The following is a 15,023-nucleotide window of genomic DNA, read 5'->3' on the forward strand; positions in this document are numbered from 1 at the left end:
CTGGCAACTCTTCTTTTGCTTCTAACCTTTTTAGGCTATAAATTCTTTTTAGCAGAACCAGAGGTTATAAAAATAGGTCTTTTGGTCCAGCTATCTGGCCCAGGCTCAGAATTGGGAGTAAATGTAAGAAATGGAGTGAGAATAGCCATAAAAGAAATAAACCAGCAAGGAGGGATTAAGGGGAAAAAAATAGTACTCCTGGTAGAAGACAATAAACAGGATCCTGCTTTAGCCCAAAAGCTAATGCTCAAGTTAATCCAACAAAAAGTAAAAGCCATTATTGGCCCCATTACCAGCAATATTGCTCTAAAGATTGTACCCCTGGCCAATAAACATCAAGTAATCCTTTTAAGCCCCACTGTTTCCACTCCTCTTTTAGCAGAAAAAGATGACTATTTTTTTCGCCTGGAAAGTCCTTCCACTGAAGAAGCGAGACAACTGGCTCAATTTGCCAGAAACTTCCTTAAGCTAAATAAAGTGGGTATCCTCTGGGACGCCCAAAACCAGGCCTATACTTATCCCTATCAAAAAACCTTTGTTCAAGAGTTTACCCAATTGGGTGGAAAAATCGCCTTTAACTTAAGTTATAAAGACAACTATCAACATATAAGTAGTACCTCTCTTTCCCACTTTTCCAGTCTAACCCCTAAAGACGGCCTGCTTTTTATTTCCAATGACCAGGATTTACTAAAAGGCGCAGAATTTCTTATTTCTCCTGCCCAGATTATTCTTTCTGCAGGTTGGGCCATGACCCAAACTATCAAAATCAATTACCCTATTCTTTTTAGAAAAAAATCTTTTTTGCTTCCACCAGTTATCTAAAAAAAACAGTAAAGGAAAAACAGTTTGACCAAATATATCTAAATAACTATGGCAGATTACCCAATTTTGCTGCCTATCGGGGCTATGACAGCCTTAAAGTCCTGGCTAAGGCCTTAAGCTTAGGAGATGACTTAAAAAAGGAACTGTTAAAAATAAAAAATTTTCCAGGCCTTCAATATAAAATTACCTTTAATCGCTTTGGAGACTTAAATTTACCTGTTCACATCTATACCCTAAAAAATGAAGACTTTAGCCGAGTAGAATATGGACGCTAAAAGTATTCTGGAAATAGGCAATAAATTTACAGTAAAAAAGATTACTGTCCCTTCTATTTTAATAGTCATAGTACTTATTTTTTCAGCCATATACTTTCAATTTTTTATCTGGCTAAAAACAAGTAAAGAACATAGTAAATTTATCTCTCAACACATTAAAATATTTCTGGATATAAATGAAAAACAGTTAAAAAAAATAGAAACTTATTTAGATTACAACTTATATAGCTATACTCTAAACGAACTTTCTCTACCTTTTTTTGCCAGAAATATATTTGTCTTAAATAAAGAAAAGGAACTTGTCTTATCCTATCCCAAAAATCACAAACTGCCTCGTCTAGAACATATATTCGATAGGATAAAACAGGATATTAACTATTCTGTACCTTACTATTCAATAAATTTAAAGCAACTAAGCATATCTCTTTTGGATACATCTCCGGCTAATTTTTCCTATCTTGTAGAATTGGATTTAGCAATTTTAGACAATACCTTAAAAAAATTAGTAGACTTTTCTGTCGATGATTCTATTCTAGTTACTGATAGATTTGGAAATGTATTTGCTTCCAATCAAGAGGAATTTATACGTACCCAGGAAAATATAAATCATTTTAATTTTTTCAGTCAACTAAAGACTAAAAATTCCTTTATTGGAATAGAAAAAATACTTGGTTCCTATTATGTAATTTTTGCTAAAAAGGAAAATAACTTTGTTATTGCCCAATTAACTAAAATTAAAAAAATTATAATTCCTGCTATTGGATTTATAATATTTGTCATAATTGTTTTAAGCATATTAAATACTTATTTAATATTTTCTATCAACACTTTTGTAAAAAAGAATATAGCTTCTCGCTTAAAAGAATTAAGTAACATCCTTTCTAGACCTGAAGATGAACAAATTATTATTAGCAACCTATCGATCATAAAAAATAAAAATTATTTTCAAGAATTAAATGTTGTAATTAACAAACTTATTTATTACTTAAAAGAAATAGACAAAAAAAATAAATTTTTAAGTCAAAAAAATACAGAGCTAAGTTTTCTGATTAACAATCTACCCCTCTGGTTATGGTATTTAAAATCTCCCACCACCTTTGGTCTGGTCAATAAAAATATGGCCCATTTTTTCGGTTACGAACCAGAAGACCTGTCTTATCAAGATATTGAATCTAAATTATTAACCTCAAAAGAAGTGGTTCAGGAAAATATAGAAGAAAATAAGAAAATTTTTGCCCAGGGAATTATAGGGCAAAAACAAAGTTGGTATGAAAACAAAACAGGAGAAAAACGACTTATAGCCATTACCAAAATCCCTATTTTTAAAGAAAATACCAATAAAGTAGAAAGTGTTATTTGTGTGGGAATGGATCAAACAGAGGTGTTTTTAGAGTCTCAAAAAAGAAAAGAACTGGAAAAAAGGCTTTTAAAGGTACAAAAACTGGAGACAATTGGCACCCTGGCTAGTGGGATTGCTCATCATTTCAACAATCTTTTGCAATCCATTCTTTTCTACATTCAAAAAGTCAAAAACAAAGAAGAAAACAAAGAAATTATTCAAAAAATAGAAACACAGGTAAAAAAGGGCAAAGGATTTGTGCAAAGCTTACTTAATATAAGTCACAAAACTCCAGAAGAAATGGAAGTTTTTGAATTTAAAAATTTCATAGGCAATATAGTAGAGGTTATAAAAAACTCTTATCCCAAGAATATCAAGATAGAAGCCATTCTTCCTCCTTCAGAAATCAAAATTAAAGGCAATCCAGGGTTGCTGGAACAAGCAATTTTAAATATCACCAATAATGCTAAAGATGCCTTGAAAAATGAACCTGCAGGAAAAATAACTCTCAAAGTAGAGAGTGTTCAAGAAGAAACAGGTCAAAACTGGTTAGAAATCACCATCTCAGATAACGGACCTGGCATAGCTCCAGAAATAAGAGATAAGTTGTTTGAACCCTTTTTTACCACCAAAGGCATAGGCGAAGGTACAGGCCTGGGGCTTTACCTGGTATATCAAATAGTAAAAATGCATAAGGGAGAAATATCCCTGGAAGAAACTACTAAAGGTACCGCTTTCAAAGTCCTGTTGCCTATAACAGAAGAAAGGGAAGAAAAAGGATCAGAGCAGCAAAAACAAGTAAGCTCACTTCCCCAACTAAACACCATACTTTTAGTAGATGATGAAGAAATGATTGTAGAGGGCCTGGAAGAATTTTTAACCTCTGCTTTTAAAGTAAACATTCTAAAGGCCTTAAACGGCCAGGAAGCTTTAGAAGTTTTTCAAAAATACAGCCAGGAAATTTCCCTGGTTATTCTTGACTTAGGACTACCAGGAATAAGTGGAGAAGAAGTACTAAAAAAGATAAAAACCTTGCATCCCAAAACCAGAGTTATAGTTTGTTCTGGATACCATCATCATCCCATTGCCAAGAACCCCAAACAATTTGGAGCAGAGCTTTTCTTAAGTAAACCCTATGATTTTGAACAACTGATAGAATCGATAAAGGGAATCTTTTATGCAGACTAATTATGACTCCATTGTGGTTAACTTTGTCCAGAAGAAAAAAGGGCACTTTATCCTGGTAAGTGATGATGCCCTTTTTGAAAAGACCTTTTTAGCCATGCTCAAGACTCTGGCTTTAACTGAGGATAGTCTCACTTTAGCCACTTTAGACACGCTTATATTAAAAGTAAAAGAAAATATAGAATATGGAAACTTTCCCCTAGTTATTTTAGAATTATTTTTAAAAGGAAATTATAATATAGAAAAAATAAAAGAATTAAAAAATATTTTTAAAAATATCAAAATTATTTGCCTGACAAATGAGATAGATCGAGATAAGATAGCTCATATACTTGAATATGGAGCTGATAATGTTATTGTAAAACCCGTATCCATAAATTCTCTCATCCAAAAAATAGCCTTTACTGTAAAATCAAGTGGCCTAAGTAAACTTGTTGATAAATGTAAAGAACTTATAGAAAATAATAACCTTGAAGAAGCAGAAAGCATAGTAAATAAAATTTTAAAGATAAAGCCAGATAGTTCTATAGCTTATATTTTAAAGGGAGATATATTTAAGAAGAGAAATAAAATAAAAGAAGCAGAAGAATGTTATTTAGAAGCATCTAAAAGGAGCAAGTTATATCTTGAACCACTAAAAAAACTGGTAGAACTGCATGAAGCAATAGGAGACCTGGAGAAGAAATTAGCTTATTTAAAACGTCTGGATAAACTTTCTCCCCTTAATTATAACAGGAAAATAGAAATTGGAAAAACTTACATAGATTTAGATAAGGTTGATGAGGGTAAAGAATATTTAGATGAAGCGGTCAAGCAAATAAAAAAATATTCTCAAGAAATTTTAGCCAGTACCCTTATGGACATTGCTCTTAAAATCAAAGATAAAGTTCCCCATCTAAGCTCTAAGTATATAGAAGAAGCCATCAATTTTAAGGCAGATTTATTAAATATCAATGATCTCTGGATGTTTAATGAATTGGGAATCTTACTTAGAAAACAGGGTAAGTGGGAAGAAGCAGCCAGGTATTATCAAAAAGCTCTAAAAATTGCGCCTGCAGATAGCCATTTACACTACAACATTGCCCTGGCCTACTTAGAAGGAAACAAGCCATACAAGGCCTTAGACTTTGCTCAAAAAGCCTTAGATCTTGATCCAGAACTACCTTTAAAGGGTGAAAATATTGCCTATAATCTAGCCTATATTTTTTATAGAAGCCATAAGGTAATCGAGGCCCAAAAGATGCTGTCCCTCTGTTTTCAGCAAAACCCAAGGCATGCCAAAGCCATTGAACTTGCTCGCAAATTAAGAGGTTAGAGTTGTTTTCTCTCCTGATATTCTTTTTTTAACTGTTCCCAGAGCTTTTTTTCTTGCTCACTAAGGGCTAGCTCTCTGGCCTTTTGATAGTGAAACTTAAACTTCCTTTCTTCTTTTTTTAAAAGATAGGCATAGGCCAGGTTTAAGTGGGCCTGAAAAAGATTTCCCTGTTTACCGTAAAAGATACCTAGTTCTTCTCTAATTTCCGGACTATAGGGCATTTTTTCCAGGGCTTCCTGAAAATATTTTAAAGCTGTTTTCTCTCCCTTTTCAGCCAGAGCCCTGGCATAATAAAAAAGAGCCAGGGTATCTTTGGGGTTCAACAACACTGCCTGCTGCAAATTGTTCAAAGCCAGGTCAATTTTTCCCAAACGATAGTAAAATAAACCTATTTCTCTTTTAAACACACTATTATTAGGGCATTTTTTTAATTTTTCAAAATAAGTCAAAGCTTCTTTAAACCTATTTAGCCTTCTTAAAGCAATAGCTTTACCCAACAAGGAATAACAATCTTCTCCTTTAAAAAAGGACAAGGCCAGGTTAGGATCTGTATATTTGGCCCAAAGTAAGGTTTGTACCAATTTTAATTGTTCACTTTTTTGCAGGTTTAAAGGAATATTAGCCCTTTTTAGCCTATCTTCTAAATAACCAATACGCTCATTCACCTCTGGATGCGTAGAAAGATAAGAGGGGATACTACTACCACTCAACCACCTTTTTTTCTAATTAATTCAAATACCTGAACCATCCCCCAGGGGTTATAACCGCTCTTAACTAAATAATTAAAACCCACCTGGTCTGCTTCGCGCTCATTTTCCCTCGTATATTTAAGCATAAGGGACTGGGCTCCAGCCACAGAACCAATGACCATAGCCTCTCCCATTTCCCCTTTGCCCAAAAATACCCCAGCCAGTAAGGTGGCCAGGCTTCCCAGGCTAACCAGTTGAGATTGTTCTATGTTTTTAGCCACGTGTCTTTGCGTGAGGTGGGCTAACTCATGGGCCAAGACTCCAGCCAGTTCACTGTCACTCTGAACATTCATAATCAGCCCAGAATAGATCACCATATACCCAGCTAAGGTAGCAAAGGCATTGAGAGAGTTATTTTCCACTACATCTACTTCTATTTTAAAAGGATAATAGGGAGCTTCCTTAGCCAGTTTGGCTACCATACCTCGCACATAGGAAGTAATTTCTGGGTCTTCAATCAAAGGCAAACGAGAACGAAGGAGTTTTTTAAATTTTTGGCCTAATTCAGCTTCTTTTTTTAAACTAAATTCTCCTAAAATAGCTGCTGAAGGCCGGGATAAATTAATCCCCAGCAAAAAAACCAGAAAAAAATAAATAGCTTAAGGGGACGCATTAGTTTTTTATTTGTTCATCATATCTAAAAACTCTTTATTGGACTTAGTTCCTCGCATTTTATCCAGCAAAAATTCCATGCTTTCCAGGGGATTCATAGGAGCCAATACCTTGCGTAAAATCCAAACCCTATTGAGCACATCAGGCGGTAAAAGCAATTCTTCTTTTCTGGTGCCAGAACGATTAATATCAATTGCAGGAAACACTCTCTTATCAGCTAAATGTCTATCCAGATAAAGGTCCATATTGCCAGTACCCTTAAATTCTTCAAAAATAACTTCATCCATTCTGGACCCAGTATCAATCAAAGCTGTGGCAATAATGGTTAAACTTCCACCCTCTTCTACATTTCTAGCTGCACCAAAAAAACGTTTTGGACGCTGTAAGGCATTGGCATCCAGGCCACCAGAAAGTACTCTACCAGAAGAAGGAGTAACAGCATTGTAAGCCCTAGCCAGCCTGGTAATGCTGTCCAGTAAAATAACCACATCCATTTTTCTTTCTACTAAACGCTTGGCCTTTTCAATAACCATTTCAGCTACTTGCACATGTCTCTGGGGTGGTTCATCAAAGGTGGAACTGATAACTTCAGCCTTTACTGTCCGGGCCATATCAGTAACTTCTTCTGGTCGTTCATCAATAAGTAAAACAATCAAATATACCTCAGGATGATTGGCATTGATGGAGTTGGCAATGGTCTGTAAAAGCATGGTCTTACCTGTTCTGGGCGGAGCCACAATAAGCCCTCTTTGGCCTTTGCCAATGGGTGTAAGCAAGTCAATAATCCTGGAAGAATAATTTTCAGCTCCATTTTCAATTATGAATCGTTCATCAGGATAAATAGGAGTAAGATTGTCAAATAAAATAATGTTCCTTAGTTCTGAAGGTGGAGCAAAGCAAATTTCATTTATTCGCAATAAGGCAAAATATCTCTCCCCTTCTTTGGGTGGACGTATCTGCCCAGTAATCACATCTCCTGTGCGCAATCCAAAGCGCCTGATCTGAGAAGGAGAAACATAAATATCATCAGGACCAGGCATATAACTATACATGGGAGAGCGTAAAAAACCAAATCCATCAGGCAAAATTTCTAAAACACCTTCTCCATAAATAGAACCATTTTGCGAAGCATAAGCCTTTAGAATGGAGAAAATAAGTTCTTGCTTAGTCAGTCCACTTGGGTTTTCCACTTTAAACTCAGAAGCCAAATCCATTAACTCGGCCATAGACTTTTGCTTCAACTCAGATAAATTCATATACAAACACTCCTCTTATCTAAAAACTCTTTAAATTTATTTTTTATTTATTCTAGATTAATTGCAAGAGAACAATAACTTTGGATTTAATTGGATGGTCTATTTATTTGAAGGGATTTTGCATTAAAATCACAAAAAAATCACTTAGAGACTTTAGTAACAAAAATCAACCTATTTTTCGTCTATTTTTTCTTCCTCAGAAGGGCTTTCATCCTCTTTTTTATTTAAAATATCCGCAAAAAAACCTTCTATCATTTTTTTGGCTTCACTTTGAGTGACATTTAAAGCATAAGAAAGTTCCATAGAAATCAAAGACATAGCCTGTTCTAAAAGTCTTCTTTCTCCAAAGGAGAGCTCTTTATCCTTACTAATCAGATAGAGTTCCTTTAACACATAAGCCACATCTTTTAAATCGCTACTTTTCAACTTCTCTGAATATTCTCGATAGCGTCTATTCCAGTTTTGTCCCGTATAACCAGTAAAATCAGAACGATCTTGCAAGAATTCTAAAATAGCCTTTCCTTGCTCTTGGTTATAAACAGGACGCAAGCCCACATTTTCAGCATTACTTACAGGCACCATTAAGGTAACATTATTGCTTAAAATCCTAACAATATACAACTGGGTTTTAACTCCCCCAATTTCCTGCTCTTCTATCCTTTCAACCATTCCCACTCCTTGAGCAGGGTAAACGACCAATTCACCAACAGCAAACACCTTTTCAAGCCTCCTGTTAAAAGCTCCAATTCTTCTCTTTTACTTGCGAATTAAGAATACTTTATCCTAAAATTAAAAACAAGTCTATGCTTTTTAGAAGAGTAATTGGACAGAAACTGATTTTAAGCTTCAAGCCACAGCGAATTAAAACCTTCTTGAGCCTTAGCAAATCCTTGGTCTAAGCAAACTTTTAATCCTTCTATCCCGGTATTTATTACCTTAGCCACCAACTCTTGCTCCTCAGGATAAAAAGAAGATAACACATAGTCAGCAATATCTTCTCCTCTCTGAGGCCTACCAATACCTATTCTTAAACGCAAAAAACTATTAGCTCCCAAAAATTCACAAATGGATTTAAGTCCATTATAACCCGCAGTCCCCCCTCCTTGTTTAAATTTTATTCTTCCTAAGGGGAGGTCTAGCTCATCGTGGATAACTAAAATTTCTTCACTGGGAATAGAAAAAAAATGGGCTACTTTTTGTACTGCTATTCCACTTCTATTCATATAGGTAAAGGGCTTTAAAAAAAAGTATTTATTTTGTAAAAATACAACTTGAAATAATTCTCCCAGGTTATTTTGTTTTTTTAAAATTTCCACTTCTTTTAAAGACAAAAAACCATCTACTATTTTAAAACCAATATTATGCCTGGTATCTGTATATTTTTCCCCGGGATTTCCAAGCCCAACTATCAATTTTACCATTACTTTTACCTCAAAATAAAAGCCCCTTTCTGTGGAGAAAGGGGCTTTTATTTTATTTTTGTAAGATAACCAAACTAATAATTAAAGACTATTCCTCTTCTTCACTTTCCTCTTCTTCTTCACTTTCTTCAGCTTCAGGTTCAACTACACCTACTACTGCAAAATTTTCTTCAAAAACAGCCTTTACTCCTTCAGGCATTTTTAATTCTTCAATGTGTAAATTCTCATTTACATCCAAATCACTAACATCTACTTCAATAACTTCTGGAATATGCAAAGGTAAGCACTTTATCTCCAGCTCTTCTCTAAAAATCTCTAAAATTCCACCTTTTTCCACACCCTTGGCTTTGCCCACAACTTTAATGGGAACCATCAGATCAACTTCTTTTTCCAGATCTACCCCATAAAAATCTACATGCAATACCATGTCTTTTACAGGATGTTTTTCCACCATCCAGATAAGAGCTGGTTTTTTTTCCTCGCCCTTTCCATTGGTAATGTTCAATTCCACCACTTTAGTAGCGCCAGCCTCATGCCAGGTTCTCAGAAAAGCCCCTTTTCTAACCTGTAATAAAATATTTTCCCCTTTATAATCATAATAAATAGCAGGGATATATCCTTGATTTCTCAGTTTACGACTTTTTTCTTTTCCTTTTACATCTCTTTTTTCTACCTCAAGAGTAATCATCTCAGCCATCTTTGACTCCTTCAAATTTACTTTATACGTGAAAACAACACACTTACAGAAGACTCTGTATGTATGTTGTGAATTGCCTTGGCTATTAAACTAGCTACTGAAATAACCCTAAACTTGCCACACTTTTGAGCTTCTGCTTTTAAAGGAATAGTGTCAGTAACAATAATTTCTTTAAAACAAGATTTAGTTAATCTTTCTATTGCAGGCCCAGAAAGGACAGGATGGGTAGCACAGGCATATACTTCTTTAGCTCCATTCTCTTTTAACACCCTACCAGCTTCAACCATGGTACCTGCAGTATCTATCATATCGTCAAGCACAATAGCTACTTTTTCTTTTACATCCCCGATCACCCGCATAGCTTGAGCTTTATTTGGCGTATCTCTACGCTTATCTACAATAGCCAATTCAGCTCCTAAACGTTTGGCATAGGCCCTGGCCCGCTCTGTACCTCCAGCATCAGGAGAAACAACCACCAACTCTCCAGAAATAGTGCGCATATAATCCAGCAAAACTTCAGCAGCGTATAAATTATCTACAGGAATATTAAAAAAGCCCTGAATCTGACCGGCATGCAAGTCTACGGTTAAAACTCTGTTTACCCCTGCAACAGTAATAAAATCTGCTACCAACTTAGCACTGATGGGCACCCTGGGAACCACCTTTCTATCCTGCCTGGCATAACCATAATAGGGAACAACAGCAGTAACTCTACCCACACTTGCCCTTTTTAAGGCATCCAGCATCAAACAGAGTTCCATCAAGTTGTGATTTACAGGAGCACAGGTGGATTGTACTACAAAAACATCATCTCCTCGAACATTATCACCAATCTCAACCCTGATTTCCCCATCACTAAAAGTAGTGACCAGGGTAGGAGTAAGCTCCATCCCCAAGTGTTCACAAATAGCCTCGGCCAACTTAGGATTGGCAGTGCCGGTTATGATTTTTAATTCACCTTGTCTGGGCATTTTCTTATCCAAAAAAAATGGCTGGGGCGGAAGGACTCGAACCCTCGAATGACGGGACCAAAACCCGTTGCCTTACCACTTGGCGACGCCCCAGCATTATTATTTAAAAAATATAGGAATAATGGAGAATATTTTTTTGCTCTAACCTACTTAGAGCTTTCTCCCATTTTTGTTTTTCCCGAAATAAAAAAAACATGGCTGAACCCGAACCACTCATTATTCCTCCACTAGCTCCCACAGCCAGCATTTCTTCCTTTAAATTTCTCAATTCAGGATAAGTGGAAAATACTACGGGTTCGAAACTATTAAAAAGAACAAGGCGTCCCTGAGAGACAGATTTTTTATTTGGGTAAGGAAGTAATGTCAAGCAAGATTTTCCATTATTTTGAAATTTATCAAAAGTTTTATAAGCCCAGGCAGTGGAAACAAAACACTCAGGACAAATTAATATTCCCCTCAAATCTCTTAACTGAAAATTTAAAGGGTAAATTTTCTCTCCTATGCCTTCTACCCAGGCAGCCTGATTCCATAAGAAAAAGGAAGATCTGCTCCAAATAAAGGGGCAATTTTTTCTCGTAATTCTTGAAAAGAAAACTTTCTGCTTATCCTGGAATTTAAAAAGTTTAAAAATACTGCTCCATTGGCACTTCCACCCCCCAGTCCAGCACCTACAGGAACCTGCTTTTCTAGAAAAACCTTATATCCTCTTTCCAGAAGACCTTGTTCTTTAAACCAGTTAAAAATTTTTTCCAGAATATTATTTTGTTCCAGTTCTTTTTTATTGGATTCAAGCTGAAATTCCAGGGGTTCTTGTTCTTCTATGTATAAGGTATCTCTGGGATAGGGTAAAGGATAAAAAAGAGAGGCTAGAAGATGATAACCATTTTCTAACCTCTCTTTAATTTCTAAAAATAAGTTAACCTTGCAACCAGAATACAAAGTAAAGGTCATTTGGCTATTCTTCCAGACTAATCGTTCTAAAGATATTTACCCCATCTCTTTTGAGTAACAACATAAGTACTTTTTTGGGTTTGGCATCTTCCTGGAATATCTTTTCAAATTCTTTTACACTTTTCACCTCTTGACCATTGGCTTCTAAAATCACATCTCCAGGTCTAGAGATCGCTTCTGGCAGCCAAGGAGCCGTCTTCCACTGCAGTAATAATAAGTCCAGTGGTACTGTCTAAACCAAGGGCTTTGGCCTCTCTTGCAGTAAGTGGTCGCAAAGAAAAACCCAAATCAGCCAGGGCATATTCTTCGCCTTGAGGAGTTTTTCTGGCTAACTTACTTAAGTTCCTTTCTCCCAAAACCACTCTAAACTCTCTTATTTTTCCCTTCCTCCAGACAGAGATCTTCACCTTTGTGCCGGGCAAAAGACTACCTATCTTGCGAGTAAGGTCATTGGCATCCTTAACTTCTTCTCCTTCCACAGCAATAATCACATCTCCAGCTTTGATACCAGCCTTATCCGCAGGATCACCAGGAGTTACAGAAGCGACCAAAGCACCTTTGCTCTTGGGCAAGCCCAGAGCCTTGGCCATGTTTTCGTCTATATCTTGAATGGTCACTCCCAGCCAGCCACGTTGTACCTTTTTATGTTCCTTTAGCTGGGCAATGACTTTCCTGGCCAAATTACTGGGAATGGCAAAACCTATCCCCTGTCCAGAAGCAATAATGGCCGTATTAATACCTATTACCTCTCCATCCATATTTAAAAGCGGTCCCCCACTATTACCTGGATTAATGGAGGCATCTGTTTGAATAAAGTTGTCATAAGGACCAGAACCAATAACTCTACCCTTGGCACTGACAATACCAGCAGTCACAGTATGGTCCAGGCCAAAGGGATTGCCTATGGCAATAACCCATTGTCCCACTTTTAATTTATCAGAATTTCCAAACCTGAGCACTGGCAGGTTAGAAGCATCTATTTTTAGCAAAGCCAAATCAGTTTCCGGGTCTGTTCCCACCACCTTGGCAGGATAATTTTTTTCTCCATCCTTTCCCTGAAAAGTTACAGTTATTTCATCAGCTCCTTCTATGACGTGATTGTTGGTGACAATATAACCATCTGGAGAGATAATAAATCCAGATCCCAGGGATTTTTGTTTACGAGGTTTATTTAGCTCCTGCCCAAAAAACTTTTCAAACTGATCAAAAAAGTCTTCAAAAGGAGTACCTCTATGGGGAAAATTCTTAAAAAGCCCCCGCAAATTGGGTCCCTTAACTACTTTTACTGTACCTATGTTCACTACAGCCTTACCTGCTTCTTCTGCCAACTCGGTAAAATCGGGTAAACTAGCCCAGGCCAAAGTTACCCAGGAAAAAACGAGCACCAGACCTAAGAAAAACCTTTTTTGTTTCATTGCCTGCTCTACCTCCTAAATTTCTTCTAAGACCATGAATAAAAAAACTAATCACTTTATCTTATAGGGTCAATCTAGTTTTGAGTAATTTCTAAAAGAAACAAAGAAAGCTTGCGAGAACAAGGCTTTTTAGCTAAGCGCTAAATGATTCCACTATTTTCAGAGGAGTTTAGCATGCTTGCAGATGAAATCCAGAGACCCTGGCTAAAAAACTACGACCCTGTGGTAAGCCCTACTTTAAATTATAAAAGCATTCCTCTCTATGATTTTTTGGATAACACAGCCCAAAAGTATCCCAGGCGCACAGCCATTGTTTTTAACAACTGGAAAATAAACTATCAAAACTTGAAAAAACTCACTGATTATATAGCAGGCAATCTAAAGCAACTGGGCATAAAACCTGGTGATAGAGTGGCTATTATGCTCCCCAACCTTCCACAAACTATCCTTACTTACTGGGGAGTATTAAAAGCTGGTGGCATAGTGGTTATGACCAACCCCCTTTATATGGAAAAAGAAATCATCCATCATTTCAACGACTCCAGGGCCAAATTTTTAATCACCTTGGACTTACTCTGGCCCAAGATTTCTTCTCTTTTGCCCAAGCTACCTCTACAAAAAATATTTATCACCAAGATATCAGACTGTTTAAAATTTCCTTTAAATCTCCTTTATAACCTAAAAAGATTAAAAGAAGGCAATGCACCCAGCATACCCTTTGAGCAACAAAAAATCTTGCCCTGGAAGAGCCTGCTTAAAAAAAATCAAAATCGCCCCAAACTGCCCATAAATCCCAAACACGACTTAGCAGCTTTGCAATATACAGGTGGCACTACTGGCATTTCCAAGGGCGTTATGCTTACCCATTATAACCTGGGGGCCAATGTCCAGCAGTGTATTGCCATGCTCTACGAGTTAAAGGAAAAAAGCAGGTTTTACTGGGTATTCTTCCCTATTTTCACATCTATGGACTTACTGTTTGTGTTAACTTTCCCACAGCCATTGGAGCTACTCTGGTGCCCATGCCCAGATTTTCTCCCAGGGATGTATTAAAGACCATTGAAAAGACAAAACCTACTATTTTCCCCTCTGCTCCTTCTATTTTCATGGCTTTACTCCAGCAAAAAGATATTTCTAAGTTTGACCTCTCTTCTATAAAATACTGCATCTCTGGTTCAGCTCCCATTCCAGTAGAAATTATTGAAAGGTTCAAAGAATTTACTGGAGCAGAAATTATTGAAGGCTATGGACTCACAGAAGCTTCTCCTATCACTCATCTAAACCCCTTGCGAGGAAAGAAAAAATATGGTTCTATAGGCGTACCTTTTCCAGATACAGATGCCTGCGTGGTGGACATGGAAGTGGGGACTATACCCCTTCCTCCTGGAAAACTGGGAGAACTGGTTATAAAAGGCCCTCAGGTGATGAAAGGTTACTGGAATCGTCCAGATGAAACAGCTAGCACCCTACGGAACAACTGGCTTTATACAGGTGATATTGCCTATATGGATGAAGAAGGTTACTTTTTTATTGTGGACAGAAAAAAAGATTTAATCATTTCAGGAGGATATAACATATATCCCAGGGAAATAGATGAAGTATTATACGAGCATCCCAAGGTAAAAGAAGCTGTTACTGTAGGGATACCCAGCAAGACCAGAGGTGAAATAGTAAAGGCCTTTATTGTTCCCAAGGACGGGGAAACTCTGACCAAGGCTGAAATTATCGCTTTTTGTAAACAAAAGCTGGCCAATTACAAAGTGCCTAAGCAAGTGGAATTTAGAAAAGATCTCCCCAAAACCATGGTAGGTAAGGTTTTGCGCAGGGCCTTAAGAGAAGAAGAAATAAAAAAACAACAACAAAAAAAGACCAAAAGGAGTTAAAAGTATGTATTGCTCCAAGTGCAAGTACACCACCTTTGATCACTTTGACAATTGTCCCAAGTGTGGTCGCAATTGGCAGGAAGAAAAAAGCGGCCTGGGGTTGGGCTGGTTAAACTTTGCTTATACTCCTTT

The 15,023-nt window shown here is 36.8% G+C and carries 12 protein-coding genes, 1 tRNA gene and 2 pseudogenes; 4 read left to right on the forward strand and 11 right to left on the reverse strand.

All coding sequences use genetic code 11. The features are described 5' to 3' along the window. Positions 1–15: 15 nt before the first annotated feature. The 3 genes from ACZ42F_RS05055 to ACZ42F_RS05065 all read left to right on the forward strand — a co-directional run bounded on the left by ACZ42F_RS05055 (position 16) and on the right by ACZ42F_RS05065 (position 4,936). Positions 16–822, forward strand: a complete 807-nt coding sequence (locus ACZ42F_RS05055; RefSeq protein ID WP_464279990.1) for an ABC transporter substrate-binding protein — start codon at positions 16–18, stop codon at positions 820–822. A gap of 264 nt (positions 823–1,086) precedes the next feature. Beyond that, complete coding sequence (locus ACZ42F_RS05060; protein ID WP_464279991.1) at positions 1,087–3,624, forward strand: PAS domain-containing sensor histidine kinase; 2,538 nt, start codon at positions 1,087–1,089, stop codon at positions 3,622–3,624. Next, the gene (locus ACZ42F_RS05065) at positions 3,614–4,936 is read left to right on the forward strand and encodes a tetratricopeptide repeat protein (protein ID WP_464279992.1); all 1,323 of its coding nucleotides are present in this window, start codon (positions 3,614–3,616) and stop codon (positions 4,934–4,936) included. The genes ACZ42F_RS05060 and ACZ42F_RS05065 overlap by 11 nt, the downstream gene beginning before the upstream one ends. On the opposite strand, the gene ACZ42F_RS05070 is transcribed toward ACZ42F_RS05065, so the two are convergent. The 11 genes and pseudogenes from ACZ42F_RS05070 to ACZ42F_RS05120 all read right to left on the reverse strand — a co-directional run bounded on the left by ACZ42F_RS05070 (position 4,933) and on the right by ACZ42F_RS05120 (position 13,008). Further along, the gene (locus ACZ42F_RS05070; RefSeq protein WP_464279993.1) at positions 4,933–5,646 is read right to left on the reverse strand and encodes a tetratricopeptide repeat protein; all 714 of its coding nucleotides are present in this window, start codon (positions 5,644–5,646) and stop codon (positions 4,933–4,935) included. The genes ACZ42F_RS05065 and ACZ42F_RS05070 overlap by 4 nt on opposite strands. After that, on the reverse strand, positions 5,643–6,260 hold the full coding sequence (locus ACZ42F_RS05075) for a M48 family metallopeptidase (protein WP_464279994.1): 618 nt from the start codon (positions 6,258–6,260) through the stop codon (positions 5,643–5,645). The genes ACZ42F_RS05070 and ACZ42F_RS05075 overlap by 4 nt, the downstream gene beginning before the upstream one ends. A 45-nt stretch (positions 6,261–6,305) precedes the next feature. After that, a complete protein-coding gene (rho, locus tag ACZ42F_RS05080; RefSeq protein WP_029965670.1) occupies positions 6,306–7,553 on the reverse strand; it encodes a transcription termination factor Rho in 1,248 nt (415 codons plus the stop codon). 171 nt (positions 7,554–7,724) lie between these two features. After that, the gene (locus tag ACZ42F_RS05085) at positions 7,725–8,270 is read right to left on the reverse strand and encodes a CarD family transcriptional regulator (RefSeq protein ID WP_029965672.1); all 546 of its coding nucleotides are present in this window, start codon (positions 8,268–8,270) and stop codon (positions 7,725–7,727) included. Positions 8,271–8,392: 122 nt separating this feature from the next. Next, complete coding sequence (gene pth, locus ACZ42F_RS05090) at positions 8,393–8,974, reverse strand: aminoacyl-tRNA hydrolase (protein WP_464279995.1); 582 nt, start codon at positions 8,972–8,974, stop codon at positions 8,393–8,395. An 88-nt stretch (positions 8,975–9,062) separates the two neighbouring features. Then, the gene (locus tag ACZ42F_RS05095) at positions 9,063–9,671 is read right to left on the reverse strand and encodes a 50S ribosomal protein L25 (RefSeq protein ID WP_029965676.1); all 609 of its coding nucleotides are present in this window, start codon (positions 9,669–9,671) and stop codon (positions 9,063–9,065) included. Between the two features lie 17 nt (positions 9,672–9,688). Beyond that, a complete protein-coding gene (locus ACZ42F_RS05100) occupies positions 9,689–10,642 on the reverse strand; it encodes a ribose-phosphate diphosphokinase (protein WP_464279996.1) in 954 nt (317 codons plus the stop codon). 18 nt (positions 10,643–10,660) lie between these two features. Next, positions 10,661–10,735: transfer RNA gene (locus ACZ42F_RS05105), tRNA-Gln, on the reverse strand. A 10-nt stretch (positions 10,736–10,745) separates the two neighbouring features. Further along, complete coding sequence (locus tag ACZ42F_RS05110; protein ID WP_464279997.1) at positions 10,746–11,102, reverse strand: hypothetical protein; 357 nt, start codon at positions 11,100–11,102, stop codon at positions 10,746–10,748. A gap of 47 nt (positions 11,103–11,149) precedes the next feature. Beyond that, on the reverse strand, positions 11,150–11,593 hold the full coding sequence (locus tag ACZ42F_RS05115) for a GHMP family kinase ATP-binding protein (RefSeq protein ID WP_464279998.1): 444 nt from the start codon (positions 11,591–11,593) through the stop codon (positions 11,150–11,152). Positions 11,594–11,597: 4 nt separating this feature from the next. Next, positions 11,598–13,008: pseudogene (locus ACZ42F_RS05120) on the reverse strand (DegQ family serine endoprotease). Positions 13,009–13,182: 174 nt separating this feature from the next. Here ACZ42F_RS05120 and ACZ42F_RS05125 point away from each other — a divergent pair. After that, positions 13,183–14,891 (forward strand): annotated as a pseudogene (locus ACZ42F_RS05125) (long-chain-fatty-acid--CoA ligase). Positions 14,892–15,023: the final 132 nt, after the last annotated feature.

The sequence above is a fragment of the Desulfonauticus autotrophicus genome (assembly GCF_055381725.1).